This is a genomic window from Foetidibacter luteolus (assembly GCF_009650435.1).
In the GTDB taxonomy this organism is placed as follows: domain Bacteria; phylum Bacteroidota; class Bacteroidia; order Chitinophagales; family Chitinophagaceae; genus Foetidibacter; species Foetidibacter luteolus.
This window is the reverse complement of the sequence record NZ_VVIP01000003.1, coordinates 222,505-245,510: the sequence shown is the minus strand read 5'-3', so window position 1 is coordinate 245,510 and position 23,006 is coordinate 222,505. Positions and strand designations below refer to the sequence as shown.

General features: G+C 43.8%; 18 protein-coding genes and 1 tRNA gene. 9 read left to right on the top strand and 10 right to left on the bottom strand.

The features are described from left to right. Nucleotides 1–380 precede the first annotated feature (380 nt). Nucleotides 381–1,493: a glycosyltransferase gene (locus tag F0364_RS01105; protein ID WP_235920979.1), complete on the bottom strand. Its 1,113-nt coding sequence runs from the start codon at nucleotides 1,491–1,493 to the stop codon at nucleotides 381–383. Nucleotides 1,494–1,640: 147 nt separating this feature from the next. Between F0364_RS01105 and trxA the strand changes: the two genes are divergently transcribed. From trxA to F0364_RS01080, 5 genes are all read left to right on the top strand, one after another. After that, on the top strand, nucleotides 1,641–1,961 hold the full coding sequence (trxA, locus tag F0364_RS01100; protein ID WP_153795894.1) for a thioredoxin: 321 nt from the start codon (nucleotides 1,641–1,643) through the stop codon (nucleotides 1,959–1,961). Between the two features lie 118 nt (nucleotides 1,962–2,079). Next, nucleotides 2,080–2,150, top strand: a tRNA-Gln gene (locus F0364_RS01095). 810 nt (nucleotides 2,151–2,960) lie between these two features. Beyond that, the gene (locus F0364_RS01090) at nucleotides 2,961–4,097 is read left to right on the top strand and encodes a hypothetical protein (protein ID WP_153795893.1); all 1,137 of its coding nucleotides are present in this window, start codon (nucleotides 2,961–2,963) and stop codon (nucleotides 4,095–4,097) included. Nucleotides 4,098–4,405: 308 nt separating this feature from the next. Then, entirely contained in the window at nucleotides 4,406–4,846 is a 441-nt protein-coding gene (locus F0364_RS01085) for a hypothetical protein (RefSeq protein ID WP_153795892.1), read from the top strand. A gap of 288 nt (nucleotides 4,847–5,134) precedes the next feature. Next, nucleotides 5,135–5,632 carry a hypothetical protein gene (locus tag F0364_RS01080; RefSeq protein WP_153795891.1) on the top strand — a complete coding sequence of 166 codons (498 nt, stop codon included), beginning with the start codon at nucleotides 5,135–5,137 and terminating at the stop codon, nucleotides 5,630–5,632. A 117-nt stretch (nucleotides 5,633–5,749) separates the two neighbouring features. Here F0364_RS01080 and F0364_RS01075 read toward each other — a convergent pair whose 3' ends face one another. After that, nucleotides 5,750–6,613, bottom strand: coding sequence for a helix-turn-helix domain-containing protein (locus tag F0364_RS01075; protein ID WP_153795890.1), 864 nt, complete (start codon nucleotides 6,611–6,613; stop codon nucleotides 5,750–5,752). Nucleotides 6,614–6,828: 215 nt separating this feature from the next. Between F0364_RS01075 and F0364_RS01070 the strand changes: the two genes are divergently transcribed. Then, complete coding sequence (locus tag F0364_RS01070) at nucleotides 6,829–7,641, top strand: class I SAM-dependent methyltransferase (RefSeq protein WP_153795889.1); 813 nt, start codon at nucleotides 6,829–6,831, stop codon at nucleotides 7,639–7,641. A 351-nt stretch (nucleotides 7,642–7,992) separates the two neighbouring features. Here the strand turns inward: F0364_RS01070 and F0364_RS01065 are convergent, their stop codons facing one another. Beyond that, nucleotides 7,993–9,105, bottom strand: coding sequence for an acyltransferase family protein (locus F0364_RS01065; protein WP_153795888.1), 1,113 nt, complete (start codon nucleotides 9,103–9,105; stop codon nucleotides 7,993–7,995). Between the two features lie 518 nt (nucleotides 9,106–9,623). Here F0364_RS01065 and F0364_RS01060 point away from each other — a divergent pair. From F0364_RS01060 to F0364_RS01050, 3 genes are all read left to right on the top strand, one after another. Further along, on the top strand, nucleotides 9,624–10,670 hold the full coding sequence (locus F0364_RS01060) for a ScyD/ScyE family protein (RefSeq protein ID WP_153795887.1): 1,047 nt from the start codon (nucleotides 9,624–9,626) through the stop codon (nucleotides 10,668–10,670). 760 nt (nucleotides 10,671–11,430) lie between these two features. Further along, nucleotides 11,431–12,207: an HNH endonuclease gene (locus F0364_RS01055; protein WP_153795886.1), complete on the top strand. Its 777-nt coding sequence runs from the start codon at nucleotides 11,431–11,433 to the stop codon at nucleotides 12,205–12,207. 9 nt (nucleotides 12,208–12,216) lie between these two features. Continuing rightward, entirely contained in the window at nucleotides 12,217–13,104 is an 888-nt protein-coding gene (locus tag F0364_RS01050; RefSeq protein WP_153795885.1) for a DNA cytosine methyltransferase, read from the top strand. Nucleotides 13,105–13,290: 186 nt separating this feature from the next. Here the strand turns inward: F0364_RS01050 and F0364_RS01045 are convergent, their stop codons facing one another. The 7 genes from F0364_RS01045 to F0364_RS01015 all read right to left on the bottom strand — a co-directional run bounded on the left by F0364_RS01045 (nucleotide 13,291) and on the right by F0364_RS01015 (nucleotide 22,664). After that, a complete protein-coding gene (locus tag F0364_RS01045) occupies nucleotides 13,291–13,941 on the bottom strand; it encodes a hypothetical protein (RefSeq protein WP_153795884.1) in 651 nt (216 codons plus the stop codon). 937 nt (nucleotides 13,942–14,878) lie between these two features. Next, nucleotides 14,879–15,040, bottom strand: coding sequence for a hypothetical protein (locus F0364_RS01040; protein ID WP_153795883.1), 162 nt, complete (start codon nucleotides 15,038–15,040; stop codon nucleotides 14,879–14,881). A 97-nt stretch (nucleotides 15,041–15,137) separates the two neighbouring features. After that, complete coding sequence (locus F0364_RS01035) at nucleotides 15,138–15,305, bottom strand: hypothetical protein (RefSeq protein WP_153795882.1); 168 nt, start codon at nucleotides 15,303–15,305, stop codon at nucleotides 15,138–15,140. A 170-nt stretch (nucleotides 15,306–15,475) separates the two neighbouring features. Then, nucleotides 15,476–16,087: a DUF4253 domain-containing protein gene (locus F0364_RS01030; protein ID WP_207632450.1), complete on the bottom strand. Its 612-nt coding sequence runs from the start codon at nucleotides 16,085–16,087 to the stop codon at nucleotides 15,476–15,478. Between the two features lie 499 nt (nucleotides 16,088–16,586). Then, nucleotides 16,587–19,781, bottom strand: coding sequence for an efflux RND transporter permease subunit (locus F0364_RS01025; protein WP_153795880.1), 3,195 nt, complete (start codon nucleotides 19,779–19,781; stop codon nucleotides 16,587–16,589). 393 nt (nucleotides 19,782–20,174) lie between these two features. Next, on the bottom strand, nucleotides 20,175–21,317 hold the full coding sequence (locus tag F0364_RS01020; RefSeq protein ID WP_153795879.1) for an efflux RND transporter periplasmic adaptor subunit: 1,143 nt from the start codon (nucleotides 21,315–21,317) through the stop codon (nucleotides 20,175–20,177). 30 nt (nucleotides 21,318–21,347) lie between these two features. Continuing rightward, entirely contained in the window at nucleotides 21,348–22,664 is a 1,317-nt protein-coding gene (locus F0364_RS01015; RefSeq protein WP_153795878.1) for a TolC family protein, read from the bottom strand. Between the last annotated feature and the right edge of the window lie 342 nt (nucleotides 22,665–23,006).

The window sequence follows — 23,006 nt, the reverse complement described above, 5'->3', positions numbered from 1 at the left end:
TGTTTGATTGATTAAGCAAGAGTTACGAAGTACGAAGTACTTTAGTGCAACTGACTGTTGTTAAACAGCTTTCTAAAAAGTTGTAAAAAGAACAGCATACTCCTGCTCCTTTTTTTATTGTACTTCAAACATCTTGCGCCTTTTAAATAAAAGTACTTCGTACTTCGTAAATCGTACTTTTCCTAAAGCCTTTCTACCAAAGAAGCAGCCTGTTACACTTTGCGCCAGGGATTGCGGCGGATACCCCGGTGAAGGCAATGTGCGTTGGCTTCTGTGCCGGAGTATAAGCACAACCGAGAAAAAGCAACTAAATGTTGCTTTGACGAAGGTTGCGAACGCCGTTCTGCCCGGTGCCCATCGCCTTAGCATGGGCAGGCGCCCTAAACATACTGTTCTTTTTTTTCAGCTACCAGTTGATTATAAAATGCCAGCAGCTTTTTTTCTTCTTCTTCCCATCTCAATACTTCCCTCGCCTTTAGGCAATTAGCTTTTAAACTATTATATAGAACAGTATCGGCCAGCATTTTGTTTAAGGCGGCAGCAATAGTCTCCGTATCCGTATCGTCAATCATGTATCCAATGCCGTAAACATCGTTGATTGCCTTGTACTCCGGGTAATTAACGCAAAGCTGCGGAACCGCCGCCATAATATAATCGAAAAAGCGGTTGGCCAGAGAGTAATACTGGTTAAGCCCGGTTTTTTCAAACAGCATAACCGCTATGGCAGCCTGTGCCGTAATTTGTTTTAGCAACGCCGGTTCTACATAGCCTTTAAGGAACACTTTGTACTGCAGTTGGTGCTGTGTTATTAACTGCTGCGCCTGCGTATAAAAATTTCCATGGCCGTAAATATCCAGCCTTGCATTTACGTAGCGCATGGCAGGTATAAGGGTTTCAAAACTGCGGCCATGGTTTACGGCGCCCTGGTAAAGTATAATTGGCGGTTCACTTATTGTAACCTGTGGTAATGCATTATACAACGGCAGGTTGCGCACCATACCATAATTAACAGCGTACCGCCTGTTTAGCTCGCCAGCTATAAAACCGTTAACCGTATAGCCATTCTTAAACCTGGGCACCGCAAATTTTTCTATCGCTTTCCATACCCGGTACACAGTGGGCCTGGTTACAATTTCTTTTTGTTCGGTAAACAGCTCATGGGCATCGTACACCCTTGGCAACCTGCGCATACCGGCAACAAACAGGCAGGGCAAAATGGTATCCAGGTCTATAGCACAAATAATAGCCCGCCGGCAAAACAACAGGTAAAATAAAAGGCGCAGGTTATACTCTGCATAAAAAGCAAAGCCTTTGGTAAAAAAGCAATACAGCCGCTTTTGCCTGTATAGCTGCCGCTGCAAAGGTTTTGATGTACCAAGTTTTCTGCCCACCAGCAATACCTGAAACCCATTGCGGGCAAGGGAAGAGCATATCCTTTGCATACGCTGGTCGTAGGTAAGGTCGTTGGTTACTGTACAGATAACTCTTTTCAAAACATGAAGCGGTTGATGGCGGCAAATATAAGTTTATTGGTGGCGGTTGATTGATATTGTCTATCACACATTCTTTCTTTAGATGCGTTTTATTGGAATGCGTTACCCAATTTTACACCCATTATTAAAATTATAAACCAAAATTATATGGTAGCAGAATTTACAGACAGCAACTTTGCCGGCACAGCCCAGCAAACAGAAAAATTAACCGTTGTGGACTTTTGGGCTGAATGGTGTGGCCCCTGCCGGGCTATTAGTCCGGTGATTGAAGCCTTATCTGTTGAGTATGAAGGGCAGGTAAACGTGGGTAAAGTTAACGTAGATTACAACCCGGAACTATCTGTTAAGTATGGCATTACCAGCATGCCTTCCATCCTTTTTATCAAGAATGGCCAGGTGGTGGATAAGCAGATTGGCGCAGTACCTAAAACCATGCTGGAAAAGAAGATTCAGGCACATTTGCAATAAGTTATGGCTAAGGTATTTCAACAGCGGCACATGCATATGGCCGCTGTTTTTATTTTTGGTTAGCGATTTTGATGATTTTATGCCTGAAGTTCTTAAATTTGCCGCCGCTTTAGCGCATTGCCCGATAGTATAATGGTAGTACTTCAGATTCTGGCTCTGATAGTCTTGGTTCGAATCCAGGTCGGGTAACAAAAAATGGACAAATCGTGGCAATACGGTTTGTCCATTTTTGTTGCAGGCTGTTGCATGTTGGATGATTTGGGACTTTCGGCAATATTATTTTACGTGGGCTGCAGTTCCGGCAGAACTTCGTTCGCAATCTTCGTCAAAGCAACATTCAGTTGCTTTTCCTCAATTGTACTGCAACTCCGCCACAAGAGCAGGCGCACAAGGCTTCAGCGGGGAGAACTGCGTTCGCAACCGTCGTCAAGGCAACTGAATGTTGCTTTGGCTCGGTTGTGCTTCAATCCGGCAGCCCAATGTCATTAAGTTAAGCCCCATCGGGGCTGCCTGTTTGTAGAAACAAGATCATTTTAGATGAACGGATGCCACGTAGTGGCTACCCAATCGTCGCTTCAGGGTAGCCGCTATGCGGCATAATTCCCTTGTTGTATGCTATTTCTACAAACATGTAGCACCTACGGCGCAAGGAACGAAGTCTCTCTTCTTTACTTAATGACATTGTCCGGCAGCCATTCAACAACAGGAATTCTGTTCCAACGGCCCACCGTACATCAGTTAGGCCATGAAAGTATATCACCGCGCCATTTATCTACACGGTAAAAAAAGCTGCATAGCGTATCCAACAGCACAAGAGTGCGACGCAACGGAAGTTTAATGCTTGTTCCTCCTGATGGGCCAATAAAAATTCCGTTGTCAAACAAGGCCCATTAATCATGTTGGCTAACCGCCCAAATATAACAGGCCCCTGCTTGCTGAAAATGTGCGTACCTTTTTTATGATAGCTTGCCCATACCGGAACGATAAATAATATAAGCGATGAAACATTATAAACCGCTTGTACTGCCGGCCATACTTTTCTGCTTTTGTTGCTGCCACTACACAGGAAGCATAACACGATATACCAACAAAAGCAACGCTTTGCCACAACCATATTTTGCAGGTTTTCGCCTGTTAAAAATTCCGACAGACAATATTGCCCTGGGCGCCCAATGGAAAGAGAATATTGAAGCTTCAATACCCTTTGCGGACACAACAGGCATGGCAGAAGTGCAGCAGCTTTCTGACAGGTCTTTTAATGATGCGCAAACTTTTAACAGCAGCCTGAAACTGAATATGCTGGATTTGCTTGGGCTTAACAACAACGGCGATGCTGCCAGGCTTACAATTAACCATGCGGTTATTACAAGGGCTGGCACCGTAAACGACCTGGCCAATTACCAGGGCGGAACATATATATGGGAAGGGCTAATGATAAAATCTTTTTACCTGGTAACATCTACAGCAAAGGTTAATACTGTCCGTAACCGCCTGCAGGCACACAACAGCAATGCCAGCACACTGGTTACAAACGAGAGAACCGGCAACAGCAAAATATTGGTTACCAACTTTAACAGGTACATAGCGTACAAGCTGGTACGTTTTGCCAACCTCACCACTTATTTGTATGATGACCTGAAGGTGGAAGAAGCAGAAGGATTAAAAGGCAACCAGCAGCGCAGGTACATAAAAGGCTTTACTATTGGCCAACAATATACCGGCAGGATTACCAGGCTTGCAGACTACATTAAAAACAATTATACTGACAGCAAAGATTTTATAGCCGAGCAACAGCGCCGGTCTGTGTGGCCATTGAAAAGTACTGGCGATGATTGCGTTTCTGTGCTTGAGATAGATTGTAACAATAAAACGGGCAGCGGTACAACCAGCAAAGTAAAGATGCTGCTTGGTTGCCCGCTGTTTCCTGAGTCGGCCGCATCCCGCCCGGCATTTACTACTTACATAATACCCCTTAGTTCCGGGCAGGAGAATAACCGCATCATAAGAGAAGAACTGGAAGTAACGCAAATGGTATTTGATGCGGAGCGTCAATACCCGGATGTAGCACCGCGGGGCGCAGTACGCCAGTTTACGCACAGAAAAAGCATATTGCCGGTTATTGAAATTAAAGAATGACAAAACCACTTCAACACATGTCTGTACTGAATACGCCATTGAAACATTTTGTTAATACCAGTTCTATATTTTAACCCTTGTTTTACTGTTTTTGTATTTTCAATAACACTTTTTTCCAAACGCTTTACAGGCAAGCGTTTCAGCGGATTACCACAACAGCTATGATGAGTTTATTCTGCCGTTTGTACATTTCATTCCACGTAACCCGCACTTCAGTCACTATCCTGTTTTACAGTGCAAGTTTGCGCTATACTTTTGACTCATCAAACAAACACAACAACAAACAACTAATCTTAAAAAATTAAACCATGAAAAAGTTATTCATCGCCGCCGCAATGCTGGTAGCAGTTTCAACAGCCGCAGTAGCCGCTGGTACATCAACCAACTCAAAAGCCTTCAAAAGCTTTTCTACAGAATTTAAAGACGCTAAAAACGTAACCTGGAAAACAGGTGAAGGATACATAAAAGCATCTTTCGTTTGGAACGATTTCAATATGGAAACTTTCTATAACGAAGAAGGTGAACTGATTGGCACAAGCCGTGCAGTAACCCTTAACGCTTTACCTGTTAAAGCCTTAAAAACAATCAATACAAAGTATGCCGGTTATACAGCAACTGAAGCTATTGAATTTGACAGTGTACAGGATGGCGTTAGCTACTATGTATCTGAAGTAAAAGATAACGAACGCGTAGTATTGAAAATCTACTCAAGCGGCGAAGTAACCGTTTACAAAAAAGAAGTAAAGTAAGCATAAACATAAGCAGTTTTCTCATGTGATCATCCCGCGGATTCTTCCGCGGGATTTTTTGTTATGGGGCCAGCAAAGAACTGCTATGGGGTAGGCCCTTTCCGCCATGCAGCAATCTCGACAGGCTTAGGTTTTCGCCCACCATTTATGGTACAGGTATTACTCAGGGGGCAATGCAAACAAAACGATAAAGCATTTTCGGCAACAAATGTTTAACAATAGTTGATTAAACAAATAAAAACATGCGCCATCTGTACATGCATCTTTTAAATTTCAAAAACACTTTTTATGAAAAAGATATTCATCGCCGCATTTACACTGGCAACATTATCCGCCGCAGCACATGGCACAGCTAAAAAAACCACACTCTTTATTCCTGCAACTGTAAGCAGCTCTTTTAACGCCAATTTCCCCGATGTTTCCAATCCATCCTGGAGTTGGGATCAACAATACTTAAAGGCAACCTTTGTAGAGGGTACCACTTCGGCCAACGCCTTTTTTAGCAGCGATGGCACACTGGAAGGAACGATAAAATCAGCAAATTTTTACGCTTTGCCGGCTTCTGCACAAGAGCACATCAATAACAAATACAAAGACTATACAGTAGAAGAAACTATTTTGTTTACCGACAATGACCCCTACGTAGATTCCAGAATGTTTGGGTATGAAGACAGCCCTTCCAACTATTTTGTGTCACTTAAAAAGGATAATAAGGAACTGATACTTAAAGTTGATCTTGATGGCAGTGTAAGCTATTACCATGAGGATACTTTAAAGGGTAAATAGAAAACAACAGAACTACCCTTAGAAAAGGCGGCAGCTATTAAAGGCTCCCGCCTTTTTTATTTGTTAAGACAACTCAACGGGTGACGCCACAACTGTAAAAAGCGGGTAAAAACATCACTATTTTACAGCGGCCGGAGAAACGCCAAACTTTTCTTTAAATGCCCGGCTGAAATGCGAAGTGTTTTCGAACCCGCTTTCAAAAGCAGCTTCGCTAACTGTTTTGTGCATATTGCTCAATAAACGTTTTGCATGCTCCAGCCTTCTTTCCGTTAACCATTTGCCGGGTGTGGTATTGTATATTTTCCCGAAGTCTCTTTTAAAAGTAGAGAGGCTGCGGTTACTCAAACTGGCATATTCCTCCAACCTGAGGTTAAAGCAATAGTTGTCATCCATAATACGCTGCAGGCTTACAGACTGTGGCTCATGCATCAGCGAAGAAAAATACGATAGCAGTTCAGTATTGCTGTTATCGTCTGCAAGTGTTAATACCAACTCTTTAAATTTAAGCTCAAGCAACGCGGAGTCGGGCTCTTTCACTTCAGCAAAATACGCACTCATAGATAGAAAAAACCCAACCAGTGTATCGCTGGTATTCAATACCATTAACGGCTCATAATGCTTGTCGAAGCTGTGCAGCTTTTTCGTTTTTGCCTGCAGCGTATTGCGTATAAACTCATCAGGTATAAAAAATAATACCACGCAAAAACCCTGATCCAGTAATTGTTCCAGTATAAAAGCGCCTTTTCTTACAAACACGCAACTATCTTTTTGTATATCATAAGTGCCTTTGCATGTGTGCCATATTTTCCTGCCGCCTATTACATAAAAAAGGTAATTGTATTGAGTCCAGAGGTCTGCATACCGGGCTTTTGTAAGTTTTGCTTCCATAGGGCAGTTAAATGCCGTTATGAGGCTGCTGTTACAAACAAATTGCCTGTAATAATCTGGTTGTTGCAGTACTTTTTCATAAAAGTTAACCATTGTACCGGGGAATGATTTGCTAATAAAAATAACTATACCTGTTCAAAAAGTAAAGTGTTTCACTGGCTGCTGTTAAAGCCTTATAAAATAAGCTGATGAACTTCTGAGTAACATCTTTGACCTTTATAATCATGCTTCCGGCGCATCTACGCGGTATTTTTGTAGTATGATAAAATGAAGAACATTTTATCTCCTAACTTTTAAAACATCATACAATGAATCCAAACAAAGCCCTTTGGGAAAAGGGCGACTTTACAAAACTTGCAGAAACCATGCGGGAAAGTGGCGAAGCACTCGTTTCCAAACTCGGCATCACACCAGGACTTTCCGTTCTTGATCTTGGTTGTGGGGATGGCACAACTGCCATACCGGAAGCACAGTTGGGCGCCAGCGTTCTCGGCGTAGACATTGCCGGCAACCTGGTTGCGGCAGGCAACGAACGTGCAAAGGCTGCAGGCATCACTAACTGTAATTTTGTTGAAGGCGATGCATCAAACCTGCATGAATTGAAAGACGCCTCTTTTGACGTAGTCGTAACTATTTTCGGGGCCATGTTTGCGCCACGACCTTTTGATGTTGCAAAAGAAATGGTACGTGTTACAAAACCCGGCGGCCGTATTATTATGGGTAACTGGATACCAGGCGACCCCACACTCGTTGCACAAATTCTAAAAATCAGTTCTGCATATACACCACCGCCACCAGAAGGTTTTGTAAGCCCGATGCTGTGGGGCGTGGAAAGCAACGTAACAGAAAGATTTACGCAGGCGGGCATTGCAAAAGAAAATATCACGTTTGAAAAAGATACGTTCAACTTCAGGGCGCCGTTCTCACCGGCAGAATTTTTAAACAGGTTCAGGATGTATTATGGCCCCACCATGAATGCTTTTGAAGCTGCAGAAAAGGATGGCAAAGCTGAAGCATTAAAACAGGAGCTTGAAACATTGTTTACCAGCCAGAACAAAAGCACAGACATTAACACAACACTTATACCTGCTACCTTTTTAAGAGTAACAGTGGTAAAATAAAATGTTTGTTACGTGGAAAAGGTTGCTTCGTAAAAAAGCAACCTTTTTATTTTATGTACTAAGGCGTAGTGATGCTATTAAGCTTTTGTTACGCCGCACACTTTGTAGCTATCGTGTGTACACTTTTAGAGGAAACAAAAGCAGCACGGATGACACGGATAAAATGGATTCTCAATATTTGTTTTCGCATTCGCGAAAACATCCATTAAAAATTAAACTTACACGCTAAGAAAAGTATGGATTTTCACGGCTGATGCCGCAATGCAGCATTAAAAATCCTGCGTATCCGTTCTTTCCATGTCATCCGTGTTCCATTTAATGTTTGATAAATCTCTCATTCCTCCTGGTTACCTACTTCATCTTCTTCCGTAACCACTTTCTTACCGGTTCATCATACAGCTTCAGGCTTAAATAAGCCAATACCATTGCCCCAGAAAATGTAAGCAGCGCATAAGGTAAGGCGCCACTTAATTTAATACCGCTGTGATTGCTAACCCAGGCTACGTAAAAATAAACAAGCACATAATGGGTCATGTATAGGGGATAGGAAATATCGCCGAGGAACTTACAGATTTTATTTTCCGTTTTATTGTGCACCACACCGCTGGCGCCGATATATACTATAAGTGGAAACGCAATGATAATGCAAAGCGCTTCGTACAAACCATTTGCCCAAAGATGTTCCGCACCCCCAATCCGCGGCATAAACAAAACAGCAGCAACCAGCAGGCTACACAACAAAAAAGCATTTTTGATCCGGGTAGGCCGCGCCACCCTTGACAAAAGCAAACCCGCAAAAAATGGAAATATCGTTCGGGTTATCCCAACACGCATGTGTTGGGCATTAAGTGTCCAGCCACCGGTAACATCCCCGTTCGGGTTAGTAACAGCAAAATGCATAAGCACTGCACCCGCCAGTACCACAAACCAAGCCAACGCTTTATTGGATAACCTTCTTAACCCCAGGGCATAGAGAATATTGGCTATATACTCAAAAAATAACGACCAGCCAACGCTGTTTAGCGGATGCATCTCCTGCCAGCCACGTATATCCATAGAAAGTGGTATGGGTAAAATTGTCCACCCAATCAACATAACAACAAGTAGCTTCCATAGCGGAACTGTATGAATAAGCGGCCATATAGTTGAGTCAGTATAGTAAAAGGTAATAGCGCCAAGCGTCATACCCAATACAACAAGCGGCTGCAGCCGCTCAAACCGGCGCCTGAGAAAGCCCCCGATGGTTAGCTTGTCCCACCTGTCATCGTACGCATAACCCATAACGTAGCCAGACAGAAGAAAGAAGAAGTCAACCGCCAGGTAACCATGGTTTACAACATTGTCAAAATGGTTGCTGGCAAGCGGTTCGGCAAGGTGAAACAATACCACGATAATAGCTGCTACACCCCGTAGCCCATCTAAAATTTGATAATGCGGCTTTGTACCTAGTTTGTTATTGTCCATTACTTTAATTCATTATTCTGTCGCCCTGCAATGATATTCAATTGGTACTGTTTTACTTTGGCAGCTTATTTCATTCTTCCCTCATTTTGTTTCTTTTATGCAAGCATTATTTCCCACCGCACCACTTTATACAGAAAGTTGAAGAAGAAATAGTAGTAAAACATTTGCCGGTTCACAGCTTGCTGCTTACATAAAATAAACATTGCAACATCGGCTCACAATGCTATTTCCTCAGTTAAAAGCATGTCAGTGATAAAACATCTAAAAAAGTGATGAGATTACCGCCCATATAGCCATCAGCATAGTGCAATTAGAAAGTTGTAAACCTCAAATTCCCGTTATCAGCATGTTCCGTTCCTGCGGCGCCTACCGAAATAATAAAAATGTATAAAAAAGAAATTTCCAAAGATTGCTTTTTTAATCCGGTGTGCTTATATTGGGTTGCTCCGCAGCCATATATATCCTGATTGCAAAACCACTACGTATATAATTTTCACTCAAATAAAACATCAAAACCAATGAAACAATCACCACAACGGCTTGCTTTGTCCAAAAACCAACTGTTTTACGCACCCCTCATTCTGCTTATTTTATTCATTAGCGGTTGCAGAAAAGATCCTGAACCACCATCGGTTAAAGTAACCACGATAGTCACAGGTTTGCAGGAGCCGATGGGAATAGAAACCGACTGGAAAGGAAATATTTGGGTTGCAGAAACCGGCACTACAAAAAATGATGGAAAGGTGGTAGTAATAGCTCCCGGTTTTATAAAAGGAGAACAAAAGATGATGGCCTATGACGCTATTATTAACTTATCCTCCATCAAGAATGCATTATCAGGAGAGCCGGAAGGGCCTGCCAATCTCATCCTGGACAATGGAATTTTATACATACTGGCCGCTGACTTTTTATACAGCATAGATGTCAGCTCATTTAAGCCAGGTGATGAACCCATTGATGCCAGCAAATTACCGTATGAAGATATTGGCTCCTGGGTGCGCTCACAAAAGATTGTAACACCTAACGACAGCCACCCCTATCATCTCATAAAATGCATTGATGGCAGCATCTACATTGTAGATGCCGGGGCTAACGCGATTATTAAACGTAAGAGCGCCGGTAAATACAGCGTATTCGCTAAATTCCCCGAAGCAAAAAATCCTACGCCTGTAGGCCCGCCAACTATACAGGGCGTACCAACCGGAATTATTTTCGACGGCTCCAGCTTCCTGGTGTCTACGCTTACCGGTTTTCCATTTCTTGATAAGCAGGCAGTAGTTTATAAAGTCTCCACGTCTGGCAAAGTATCGGTTTACCAGGATGGCTTAACAACACTTACAGGCATCACCCCGGGAAACCTCTTCAACCGCGTGGTATTGCATTTCGGCAGTTTTGGCGCCACAGGTTTTGTTCCCAACACCGGTTCATTGCTTTTGGTTAACGGCAACACAGTAAAGCCCATTACTACAGGGCTTAATTTACCCGCAGGCATCAAGCAAACCGGCCCTCAGTGTTGGTACATAACCTCATTGGGTGATGGAGCGCTTTTACAAGTTTCGTACTAAGCCATCATTCTATTTGGCTGCAATTTTTTTATTAAACAAGCAGGGCCTTTGAGTAGCACGGTTTTCTTTAGAAGTCTATCCGTGCTATTTAAGGGCCCTGCTATCTATAGAGCATGATTAAGGTTTGGTGCCCAGGGTTCGGTACTTTGTGTAGGCTTCGTTGCAAACATGGTTTTGTTATTATTTGGTCTTTCAGTGAAAGAACAAATAATAATCACTACGTTCATCGGTTGGTATTTCATGGCATCTTTTTAGACCCGGGTAGGGAGATTCGGTATTGAGTGAGCATTTGGTGTACCCCTATCGCAAATTCGCTTGCAGGAGACTGTGGAGAAGGAAAAAAGAAGCCAACCAGTATTATCCTGAAGCAAGAGATGAAGAAGAAGGAGATATGGAGAGGTGGGAAAATGTGCTATTCTTCCCTGCATTTGCAAAGGTGACTTAAAAGCAAATGTAGGGCAGCAAAAACTCTTCATTTTTGCTTTGAATCGTGTGACTTAAAGCATGCAGTTTAATTAAGAACTACTTTTTACTTTCGGCACTGACCCAAATTAAATAATTTAAATACGAGCAATAAATTTTCATGACACCATACCTTTCGTCGCATTCCGTTCATCTATGTATCTATGGACTAATTCACTCTGTAGTTCAGTGTTACTTTTCTATATATGTTGGCTTAAACAAAAAATATAACCATACAAAAGTGATTATTATATTTAGCTTGTATTACTGCTTTTTCTCAACCTTATATTCCTAATAAATGAAAGAAAAACACAGACTTTGGACGAGAGAAGAACTCATTCTTGCTCTTACCCAATATTTAAAACTGCCTTTTGGAAAACTTCATTCTCGGAATCCTGAAATAATTCATTTGGCACAAATTATTGGTAGAACTCCTGGATCTGTCGCTATGCGATTGAACAATTTTGCAAGCGTTGATCCCTTTCATCAACAAAGAGGAATTGGAGGATTGCCGGGAGGCAAAAAACAAGTTGAACCTATTTGGAATGAATTCAATAATAATAGAGAAGAATTGATTTTTGAAAGCGAGAGAATACTGGCTGAAAAAGAAAAACTTAGTTTAGAAACTAAATATGCAGAAACACTAAGAGGAACGGAACATCTTAAAGGTGAATATAAACTTCGTGAAATAAAAACACGGGTTAATCAAAATGTTTTTCGCCAAATAGTAATTGCCAACTATACAGGAAAGTGTGCCATAAGCGGCATTGATATACAAGATTTACTAGTTGCAAGTCACATTATTCCATGGAGCAAAAATGAAGCAGAAAGATTGAATCCAGAAAATGGTGTATGCCTTTCCGCTTTATACGACAGGGCTTATGATAAAGGTTATATCGGCATCAATGAAAAATTTGAAATCATCATAGCTAACAAGCTATCAGTAAAAAGTAAGGAAGCATACTATAAATCTATTTTCTTGCCTTTATCTGGATTAAAACTAATCTTGCCGCAAAAGTATTTGCCAAACAAAATTTTTCTCCAATATCACATGGATACAATCTTCAACAAATAAATTCCAAAAATGTACGTACCCACAGCCAAAGGATATTTTTCCGGATGCGGCGGCATGGAAATAGGTTTAATGCAAGCTGGCATCAATATGATTCAATCTCTCGACTTAGATATGGAGGCAACGACCTGCATGAAACTTAACAGACACTACTTTTTCCATTCAGTATTAACCGCAGATATTAAAGACAAAACTGTACTCGACCAACCCCAAACCGATATTATTGTAGGCACATACCCTTGCACAAAATATTCGCCGATAGCTGATATACATGGCACCCGAACTGGTGACGATTTGTTCCTCCATTTCTTTAGGCACATAGCGATAGAAAAACCTGAAATGTATATTGTGGAAAATGTGCCGGGCATGAAGAAATTTAAAGTAGTAATGGAAGCTATGACTAAACTTCCAGACTATTACGTTAATGTGTTTTGCCCTGTTGATGCGGCTAACTGGTTGCCTCAAAAAAGAAAGAGACTCATCCTAATAGGAACTAAAAAGGCTTATACCATTCAAGCCCCATCTCCCATAAATAATAAAGTAAAGCTTAAAGATATTATTGAGAAAGATCCCGACGTAGAAATTCCCGATTATGTAATCAGCCGTATTAAAGGCAAGTACAGGGATTTACCTATTGTCGTTGATCCAAACCAACCCAATGCATTAGCACCTACTTGCGTGGCGCATTATTCAAAAGACTTAGGTACTAGGCTTGTAAAAGATGATAAAGCAAAATATGGCTTACGCCCTTTTTCTATAAGAGAATATGCAAGGTTGCAAGGCTTCCCAGATAACTTTATATTCCCCGATAAAAGAAGTTCATACAGGTTGATTGGTAACGCTGTGCCGGTGCAGATGGGTAAATGGGTGGGTGAGGTAGCGATGAAATATTTCAGCTAGGAATATGCATTACTAAATAAACCTGTTTGCAAAAAGTAGCAATAGGCTGCACCTATGGGTGAGGGATTGAAGCGGATACCCCGGTGAAGGTCTTGTGCTTAGGCTCTTGTGCCGGAGTATGAGCGGAAAGCCCGGCCCGAGGTACGAGGGACACCCCCAAAAACTTATAGATAGAGAACCCACCCCCTACCCACCCACCAGCACGTAATCATTATGCAAAGCCGGGTTGGTATCTTCAAACAGGCTGCGGCCTATGGATGCCAGCCGGTTCATTTCCGCCCAAAGCGCATTGCCTTTGGTAACACGGTCCAGCGTTTCAAACTGGCGTTGCTCGCTTATATCGCCTATATGTTCTATCGCTTCATCCAGTTGGGTGGCCAGTGCGGCAATAGCCGGCAGTTGGTTATCCATCAGGCCCTGTAGCCGCAGGTCATCCTGCAGGCGGGCGCCCACCCGCACCACGCGGCGGGCCAGGCGGTACAAATGGTAATCATTCATGTGCACCATGCCTTCAAACCCAAAAACAAAATATTTGCCTTTACCATTATAAGCCACCTCGGCCATATTACGTATGGTGCGCAGCGCTTTACGCAGGTTGCCGGCCACAGCATCTTTTTGTTCTGTAGCCTCCATGTGCAGGCCTAGGTATTCCTCGTCGGTAGTTGTGGCGTCAAAGTTTTGTATCTGTTCCTTTATCTCTTGTACCTGCGCCGGGGTAATACGGCGGGTGGTAAAATAGGTAATGTCGCGGTTGATGCTGGCAACAAGCGCATCGGCCAGTTGCTTAAGGTCGGCATCCGGCATTCTGTATTGGCGGGCTAATATCTCTTTAGGCATACGGACTAACAGGGTTTGTTATCTCAAAAATAAACTGCGGATGTAAGAAAGAAACACTGTTAACCTGTTATAAACTGGCGTTTAGGCATATTTTAATAAGCGGAAGACCATTTTACACCTGCGCAATACAACTTTAGGAACAGGAAAGCCTTTTTTAGCTGCATGCAACTGCTTATTAGTCCGGCGCAATAGCCGGTTAGCCGCACGGAAGTGAAGTATAGCTGTTACGTTGTCAGCTTTAGCCACATGAAAGCCTACTTTAGGGTGGCGAAATACAACTTTAGCCCGGAGAAAGCCTGATTTAGGGACATTTTGGCATTTGCGCAGGTGTAAACTACACTTCCCGGCAATGCGCTGCAATTGCCGTACACTTACCAAAGCAATGCTGTGTAGGATTACGTGTAAACTGTGGTGTGGAGAAAAGAATGGTGGGTGTGGATGGGGAGGTTGTATGTGTTTGGGTGTATTATTACCTGTATTAGCTTTAGTTACGCATGCGCAAACATTATACCCGGGGTTAATGGGAATATTTTAAGGCAGTAGTTATTTCTTTTTAGCAGGTTTAAAAGACTTGCTCAGCTTTCTACTCCCCGGCGATATTAAACTGAGTTTTAGATGTGGGCATTTACCTATACTGAATAACTGTCTCTTTACTTTTTTGTCTTGACACAAAAAAGTAACAAAAAAAGTCAAGGAAGAAACGATATACAGCACGTTTCTTCCATTAGCCCTGATTAAGCTTTTGTGCTACTGTGATTTCAGCAGTAGAATTCCATGCGGCAGGGCATGCTAAACTTGATGATGCAGTTAAAATGAATGATCTTGTTTGATTTTGTATATAGCTGAATACCACTATAAAATATCCAAAACTCACGCTAGGTTACGTATTTGCAAAGATTTGAGCCGGGGGGTAATGGAAGTTTTTTTAAGGCAGTAGTTATTTCTTTTTAATAGGCTTAAAAGACTTGCTCAGCCTACCGGCCGGCGTAATCAGGCCCAGATCAAGCAACAGCTTCCTGGCAGCATCCCTGGAAGTACTTACTTCCTTGTACTGTTTATCAAGAATATCTTTCATTATCCTTTTTTCTTTTTCGTTCATATAAGTATTGCTTGTTCACGAAGAAAAATTTGAGGTTTAACTGGATTGCTCCAAGGTTCTCGACAAGTATTGAGTATAAAAGAAGTGCAGCTAATCTTTACCTGTTCTTCAGGAGCTCTGCCGGAAAACCATGCTTTTCTAAAAATAGTTTCGATTCCCTGGCTTTCTTTACAAAAAAGGGATCGTTACCATAGTCTTGCACTTTTTCGCTAATAACTGCTTTAGAAGATTTTTTTGCCTGCTTTTTAGTTTTTGATTCATGCATACTGAGCAAATTTTTTACCTGCTGTAAATTTATCGCTATTACTCCCCCTCTGATATGAGTAAACAACCTATTACCAAGGAAAAGCCGGACGGCACCGATCTGCGACGCAATTAATTACCAAACCAAGTTGATTATGTGAACTACTAAACTGCCTATTGTACGCCAACAAGTTAGTCGAACCAAAAATAGAGTCTTTTAGAATTTCTTAATTCAGCTTCCAAGGTTTGAATGTCACCGGTACCTTGCTCAACAATGTCAGGACAAATTTCGTAAAGCCTTTGAGCAAGTTGACGCCAATCTTTTGGCTCTTTCCGAATTTCAAATTCACACCAGTCAAAATCCGCTCCAACCAATTTCAGGTCTAACATTTTGTTTAGACTGTCAAGATGCAAAATGAGCTTGTGATTGTTAATGCCGTAGTTTATTCCATTTGTTTGCATAAAAACAAGAGGGGTAAATTCATCATCACATCGAACAATTGCAATTCTGTTTTTATCGTTTAGGTTATTGCCGTCACAAAGGAAGAGTTTATATCCTTTTTGTTCTACTATGGGCCTGAGCTTACGTATGATGTTCAAGCCGGTCTGATTTGAATCAATCTTGAAACAGATGCCAGGTAACAAGACAACTTTGCCATTTGGAACATTTTGAAACTCCCTATTAGGATCATCGGGTAACATGGAACAAGAGAAATGTGTTTTCAAGTGCTCAGGGTTTGCTTTGGTTTCTTTCTCCAAAAGTTTTATTGCAAAAATTTCAATTCCGGTTTGTTCAGATAACAAAGTAAGAGATGTATTGGAGCTTGGCGTTTGTGAGTATGAAGTTTTTTCGTTGTTGGTGTTACACGAAAATAAGAGGGTTGCTAAGAAACTAATTATGAAAATGCGCTTTATCATAATGGTGGCTACAGCGCTTATAGTGCGCTGCTCTACACAATGCTAAGAAAAAACAGGATAGAAATTCAACTAACTGCCATCATGCTTTTTGATGAGGCAATATAATCTAGCATCCCTGGTGATTTTCGCTTTAACCCACTTACGCAATCACTTATTTTCCGTGCCTCCGTGGCAATACTCCCGCAAAGTCTCCGGCGCCGGAGGCGGCAGAAACAAAGACTACACGGTGGAAAAAGCTGCGTAGCGAATCCAACCGCAGAAGAGTGCGACGCAACGATGCCTGATAAACATCCTTTTGCCGGGCCCATAAAAATTCCTGCTCCAATAAAAAGGGCCCGCAAAACTGCGAACCCTTTTTTTAATCTTAAGAACACAACTACCCTTCTTACATTCTGCTATCGGTGATGGATCTATCTATAGACTCCTGTTGTTTTAATTGTTCCTGCAGGCGGCTGAGTTTTTTGCCGTATGCTATTTTGGTGATGAGCACAAACAATACCGGCACCACAAATATGGCCAGCGATGTTGCGGCCAGCATACCGCCAAATACAGTCCACCCGATGGTTTGACGGGATACGGAGGCGGCGCCTTCTGCAAAAGCCAGCGGCAATACGCCGAGGATAAAGGCCAGCGATGTCATTACAATTGGCCGCAAACGCAGGTTTACCGCCTGCAGCGTGGCATGCACAATATCTATACCTCTGTCAACACGCTCTTTGGCAAACTCTACAATCAGGATGGCGTTCTTGGCGGCCAAACCAATGAGGGTAATTAAACCTATTTGTGCGTACACGTTGTTGGTAAGGTTGGGTAAAAAGGTAAGCGTTAAGATTGATCCAAACGCACCCACCGGTACCGCGAATAATACCGAGAAAGGTATGCTCCAGCTCTCGTACAGGGCGGCAAGGAAAAGGAATACGAATACGATAGAAATACCAAAGATCAACCCTGTACTGCTGCCTGCTTTTATTTCCTCACGGCTCATGCCGGAGAACTCGTAACCATACCCTTCGGGCAGGGTTTGCTCCGCTACTTCCCGCAGGGCTTCAATGGCCTGGCCACTGCTGAAGCCGGGCTTGGGAGAGCCGTTTATTTCTATGGAACGGTAAATGTTGTAATGCGAAATAACTGCCGGGTTTTCCACCAGTTTGGTGGTTACCAGTGAGTTAAGCGGTATCATGTTGCCCTGGCTGTTACGTACGTAATAACTGTTTAGGCTGTTGAGCGATGTACGGTAAGTACTGTCGGCCATGGCCATTACACGAAAGTTTCTGCCGTAAAGGTTAAAGTCGTTTACATAGCTGCTGCCCAGCAGGGTGCTCATGGTGCTGTACGCATCAGAAACAAGTATGCCCAGCTTTTTGGCTTTTTCCTTATCTACATCTATGCGGTAACTCGGCGTTTTGGTGGAGAAAAAGGTATAGGCCACACCTATTTCCGGCCGCTGGTATAAGGCGCCCAGGAATTTCTGCGCCACTTTTTCAAACTGCTGGATACTGTCTGTACTGGTGGTCTGCTGTAGTTCAAACGTAAAGCCGGATGTTTGGCCCAACCCCGGAATGGCCGGCGGCTGTATAGGCAACACACGGGCTTCTTTAATAGCCCCTGTACGTTTGGCTATTTCGCCCACCACAGCCTGTATCTGTTCTTCTTTGCTCTTGCGCTCATCCCATGGTTTCAGCTTTACAAACATGGTACCCGAGTTACTCTTGTTAGAGAAGGTAATAATGTTAAGGCCCGCCAAACCACCCACCACATCTACGGCGGGTATGCTTTGTACCCTGCCCATAATATCCTTCAGCATGGCTATGCTGCGGGTGGTAGAAGTACCTTCCGGCATTTCGTAGGTTACATACAGGCGGCCCTCATCTTCCGTAGGTATAAAACCTGTTGGCTTTTTCTGAAACAGGAAGAACAGGCCCACGAATAAACAAACCATCATTACCAGCACGTAAGGGGTGCCGCGTATCCATTTGCCTACCCCCCTGGTGTAGGAATGTGTTACGTTGCCAAACCACCGGTTAAATGCCGCAAAGAATTTTTCCAGTATGTTTTTCTTTGCTTCCTCCGGTTTGGATGGCTTAAGCATAATGCTACACAGGGCCGGGGTTAAAGACAGCGCCACAAAGGCCGATATGACCACCGACACCGCAATGGTAATGGCAAACTGCTGGTATAACCTGCCCACAATACCCGGTACAAAGCCTACCGGTACAAACACCGCCGCCAATATTAACGCGATGGCTACTACCGGGCCGGAAATATCTTTCATGGCCTTTTGGGTAGCCTCTTTGGGCGAAAGCTTCTCATGGTCTATGTAATGCTGTACGGCTTCCACCACCACAATGGCGTCATCCACCACAATACCAATGGCCAGTACAAATGCAAACAGAGTTAATGTATTAATGGTAAACCCGAACGGTATAAAGAAGATAAATGTTCCTATCAGCGAAACCGGTATTGCCAGTACAGGTATTAATGTGGCACGCCAGTTCTGCAGAAACAGGAACACCACCAATACCACCAGCACCAATGCTTCCACCAGGGTATGTACCACCTCGTTAATAGAGGTTTGTACCACTGTAGCTGTTTCCAGCGGCACCAGGTAGTCCACATCTTTGGGGAATGTTTTTTTCAGGTTGCCCAGCGCTTCGTTAATACCTTTATAAGTATCCAGCGCATTGGCGCCGGGGGCCTGGTACATCAGGATAAAGGCTGCGGGCTTGCCCTGTACAAAAGCGTTAATGCCGTAGTCAAACTTACCCAGCTCAACCCTTGCCACATCTTTCAGGTACACAATGCTTCCGTCGGCGGGCCTTGTTCTTACAATAATATTTTCAAACTGATCTTTCGTGCTGATGCGGCTGTTGGTGAGCACGCTGTATTCAAAGCTCTGCACATCTTTCTGCGGGTTACCGCCAATGGTACCGGCTGCCACCTGCAGGTTTTGTTCTGCCAGGGAGCTGGTAATGTCTGCCGGGGTAAGGTTTAATGCCGCCAGCTTATCAGGGTTAAGCCATACACGCATGCTGAAGTCATCCGCACGGGTAAAAATATCACCTACGCCTTTTACACGCAGCAAGGCATCCTTCAGGTATATATTGGCATAGTTGCCCAAAAATGTGGCATCGTGTGTGCCGTTGGGCGAGTACAAGGCCAGCGCCATCATGATGCTGGGGTTACGTTTACGGGTGGTAAGGCCCAAACGTTTTACCGCATCGGGCAGGGTAGGCTCGGCAACGCTCACACGGTTTTGCACGTCCAGGGTGGCGATATCTATATTGGTGCCCACCTCAAAGTTTACGGTAATACTGGCCTGGCCGCTGCTGGTACTGTTGCTTTGCATATACGTCATGCCAGGCGTACCGTTTACCTGCGTTTCAATGGCGGTTGTGGTGGTCTGCTCCACCGTTTGCGCATCGGCGCCTGTAAAGTTGCCTGCTATAGACACTGTAGGCGGCGTAATATCCGGGTATTGCGCAACCGGCAATGTTATCAATGCAATAATGCCCACCAGTACAATCACTACAGAAATTACTATTGCTGTAACGGGGCGTTTTATAAAAGTATCTGCTATCATCTTGCTGTATTGTTGTGGTCAATGGTGAGTGGTGAGTAGTGAATGGTGAGTAGGATGGATTCCCTATACTCACTACTCACCACTCCCTATTCACTTTATGTACTTAGCTGTATTACTACTATTAGGCTTCGTTGTGTCACTCTCTTGTACGCCTTATTCTTTACTCAGCAATGTGCAACACATTCCGATTGTTCAATGCTGTTTTATTGCCCGGCTTCCCTATCCGGGCCTGAAAAGCCGCCATGAAAAACCGGACGATGAACGGATTGCGACGCAACAGGCGATACCATGAAATACCGCAGCCCGTATCATAAAAATCGCGGTATTCATTTAGGCCAAAATAAAATAACCAATTCCTCTATTACTACTGTCGCCGGTATCAAGGGCCATTCTTTATTTTTTAGGAGCGGCAGCACCCTGCTGTTGCGGTGGCGCCGTAGAAACCACTGCGCCTTCACGCAGGTTCTGAACACCCTGTACCGCTATCACTTCGCCGGCACTTAAACCATCACTTATCACTACGTTGGTACCTATTTGTGTGCTTAGTTTCACTTTACGCTGGCTAACCTTGCTGCTATCGCCTACTACATACACAAAAAATTCCCCGAGCTGTTCGGTAATAGCCTTGTAAGGTATAATCACCGCTTTTTCAGAAGCATTGTTCAGCACACGCACGGTGGTGTTCATACCGGCTTTCAGCATGCCCTTGTCGTTAGGAAAAACCAATCTTGTTTTAATAGTGCCTGTCTGTGGGTCAACGGCGCGGTCAATCAGGCTTAGCTGGCCGCTTTGCGGGTAAATATCATTGCCAAAAGCGATGGTGAATGTAGAGTCTTTGGCAGCTTGTTTTTTCTGCTGCAGTTGTGTAAAGCGGTAAATCTCCTTCTGGTCAACGGTAAAGTCAACCGCCATGGGGTTGTCTGTAGAAACCGTGTTCAGCAATGTTTGCCCGGCTACAACTGCCGTTCCTACCTTAACCTGCGATATGCCAATGGTGCCGGTAAACGGCGCCCTGATGGTAGCAAACTGTACATTGGCGCTAACGCTGTTAACGGTAGCTTTTGCGGCAGCCACTTGTTTTTTGGCAGCTTCCAGCGCAGCATCGGCATAATCAACCTGCTGCTTGGCGATGGCGTCGTTTTTGTCCAGCTCGTGGTAACGGTCTGCATCTTTTTGCGCCTTCAGCAAATTGGTTTCCTGCACCTGCAGGTTAGCCTGGGCCTGCTCAACATTGGCATTGTATATCTGTGCATCTATTGAGTATAATTTCTGCCCCTTGGTAACTTTGTCGCCGTCTTTAAAATAAATGCCGGTAACATAGCCGCTTACCTGTGCGGTAAGCTGTATCTGGTTAAGCGCAGTAACGGTGCCGGGGTATTCATCATAATATACGGCGTCGGTGCTTTCTACTGTATCGGCGGTAATAGATACAGCGGGGGGCGGACCTTGCTGTTGCTGCTGTTGTTTGGCGCCGCAGGAGGCCAGCATCAACAAAGCCGCTAAACTTAAAGCCCACCAACTTACATTCTTTTGCATATATCTGAGTTGTTTTAGTATGAGTGAATATTAATATTGAAATTGCCCCAATGCTTTCTGCACATCAATCTTGGCACTTAACACATTGTACAGCGCATTGGTATAGTTAATCCTGGCAGTGCGCAGGTCTGTTTCTGCATTAATTACTTCCAGGTATGTTTTTACACCTGATTTGTACTGCAACTGGATGGTATTGTACACGTCTTGCGCCAGGTCCAGGTTTTCTTTCAGCACATAAAAAGTGTTCAGGTTACTCTTATAGGTTGCCAGCGCGGCGCTGTATTCTGAGTTAACGTTGTTCTTCAGCGCAATCAGGTCGTAGTCCACACGTTTCAGCTCCAGCTCCGCCTGCCGTATTTCCTGCACACGTTTGGTGCCCTGGAAAATAGGAAAGGCCAGTGTTAAACCCGCATTGGAGTTGGGGAGGTTATTGCTGTACAACTTGGAGAACTGGTTGTTGAGGTAGCTGAAATTGTAGTTGCCAAACAAAGAAAGGTTAGGTAAAAAGCTCCATTTGGCATATTTAAGATTGGCTTCCTGCAGGCGTTTTTGGGTTTGCAGCATCTGGTATTCAATCCTGTTTTGCAGGTTGGTATTCTGCACGGTGTCTATAAAAGCTTCCTGCTCCATTCTTGCGCTGTCGTACGCCAGGGTAAGTTGCCCCGTTTCGGGATAGTTCATTAACCCTTTCAGGTACACCAGGCGGGCTTTATACAGCTCTTCGCTCTGCTTTTTTTGGGCCTTGCTGTTGTTAAGGGCAATAGTAGCTCTTTTGTAATCCGTTTTATCGGTAATGCCGGCTTTGTACTGGTTGGTGGCGTCTTTAAGGCTGCGCTCCAGGCGAACAATATCGCCTTCCAGTACACGTGTTTGCTCCTGGGTAAGCAGCACATCGTAAAAAGCCTTGCTTACATCAACCGTGATGTTGATCTTGTTGCTGCTGGTATTTTGCCGGGCTTGTGCACGAACGTCTTTGGCGCTGCGGCTGGCCAGCAATACATCCCTGTTAAAGATGGTTTGGGTAAGGCCCAGCGCGGCGGTACTGGTATTTTCAACGCCCAGCCGTATTACCTGGCCGCCAATTACCGATTGCGGTATCTGGAAGTTGTGCTGCACGGTGTAGTTAAGGTTAAGCTGGGGAAACCAGTCCGCCAGTTTTCCCTTGATCTGTCTTTCGGTTATCTGTTCATCTATCAGCGATTGCTGCACGGTGGGCTGGTGCGTTAGCGCATACTGCACTACATTTTCCAGCGTAGCGTTCTGCAACAGCGAGTCCTGCTGCTGGGAGAATGCCGGGGTTACAAATGCCGCCGCCATGGCAGCGATTATATAGAAACGTTTATTCATAAACAATATATAGTCTTTCAAAACTGTACAAACAATAAGTTATAACTGCAAAAGTTAATTTGCAAGGTGGCAGGCAATTTTTACTGTTTTACAAAGAGGAGTGGGTTTTGTTTATACCAGGTTACCATTTAGAAAGCGCAAAGGTAAAAGTAAAAACCTCAATTAATCAAACGTTTGTTTGATTTTTTTTGATGAGCGGCTTTCCTGAGACAAGGGTGGGGTGAGTTGCGTCCAAAGCAATATATTTTGAGACAAAAGTTAAGAGCAGGGTTTGGGCGCCTGCTAAAGCAACGGGCTTTCCGCTATTACTCCGGCACATAAGTCCGGCTGCAATGGCCTCAC

What these genes read in the sequence shown, in the direction of transcription:
- F0364_RS01045 (WP_153795884.1), bottom strand. Translation starts at nt 13,941, where the DNA reads ATGCCTAAAGAGATATTAGCCCGCCAATACAGAATGCCGGATGCCGAC.
- trxA (WP_153795894.1), top strand. Translation starts at nt 1,641, where the DNA reads ATGGTAGCAGAATTTACAGACAGCAACTTTGCCGGCACAGCCCAGCAA.
- F0364_RS01065 (WP_153795888.1), bottom strand. Translation starts at nt 9,105, where the DNA reads ATGGACAATAACAAACTAGGTACAAAGCCGCATTATCAAATTTTAGAT.
- F0364_RS01080 (WP_153795891.1), top strand. Translation starts at nt 5,135, where the DNA reads ATGAAAAAGATATTCATCGCCGCATTTACACTGGCAACATTATCCGCC.
- F0364_RS01035 (WP_153795882.1), bottom strand. Translation starts at nt 15,305, where the DNA reads ATGCATGAATCAAAAACTAAAAAGCAGGCAAAAAAATCTTCTAAAGCA.
- F0364_RS01060 (WP_153795887.1), top strand. Translation starts at nt 9,624, where the DNA reads ATGAAACAATCACCACAACGGCTTGCTTTGTCCAAAAACCAACTGTTT.
- F0364_RS01055 (WP_153795886.1), top strand. Translation starts at nt 11,431, where the DNA reads ATGAAAGAAAAACACAGACTTTGGACGAGAGAAGAACTCATTCTTGCT.
- F0364_RS01090 (WP_153795893.1), top strand. Translation starts at nt 2,961, where the DNA reads ATGAAACATTATAAACCGCTTGTACTGCCGGCCATACTTTTCTGCTTT.
- F0364_RS01070 (WP_153795889.1), top strand. Translation starts at nt 6,829, where the DNA reads ATGAATCCAAACAAAGCCCTTTGGGAAAAGGGCGACTTTACAAAACTT.
- F0364_RS01040 (WP_153795883.1), bottom strand. Translation starts at nt 15,040, where the DNA reads ATGAACGAAAAAGAAAAAAGGATAATGAAAGATATTCTTGATAAACAG.
- F0364_RS01075 (WP_153795890.1), bottom strand. Translation starts at nt 6,613, where the DNA reads ATGGTTAACTTTTATGAAAAAGTACTGCAACAACCAGATTATTACAGG.
- F0364_RS01085 (WP_153795892.1), top strand. Translation starts at nt 4,406, where the DNA reads ATGAAAAAGTTATTCATCGCCGCCGCAATGCTGGTAGCAGTTTCAACA.
- F0364_RS01025 (WP_153795880.1), bottom strand. Translation starts at nt 19,781, where the DNA reads ATGATAGCAGATACTTTTATAAAACGCCCCGTTACAGCAATAGTAATT.
- F0364_RS01015 (WP_153795878.1), bottom strand. Translation starts at nt 22,664, where the DNA reads ATGAATAAACGTTTCTATATAATCGCTGCCATGGCGGCGGCATTTGTA.
- F0364_RS01050 (WP_153795885.1), top strand. Translation starts at nt 12,217, where the DNA reads ATGTACGTACCCACAGCCAAAGGATATTTTTCCGGATGCGGCGGCATG.
- F0364_RS01020 (WP_153795879.1), bottom strand. Translation starts at nt 21,317, where the DNA reads ATGCAAAAGAATGTAAGTTGGTGGGCTTTAAGTTTAGCGGCTTTGTTG.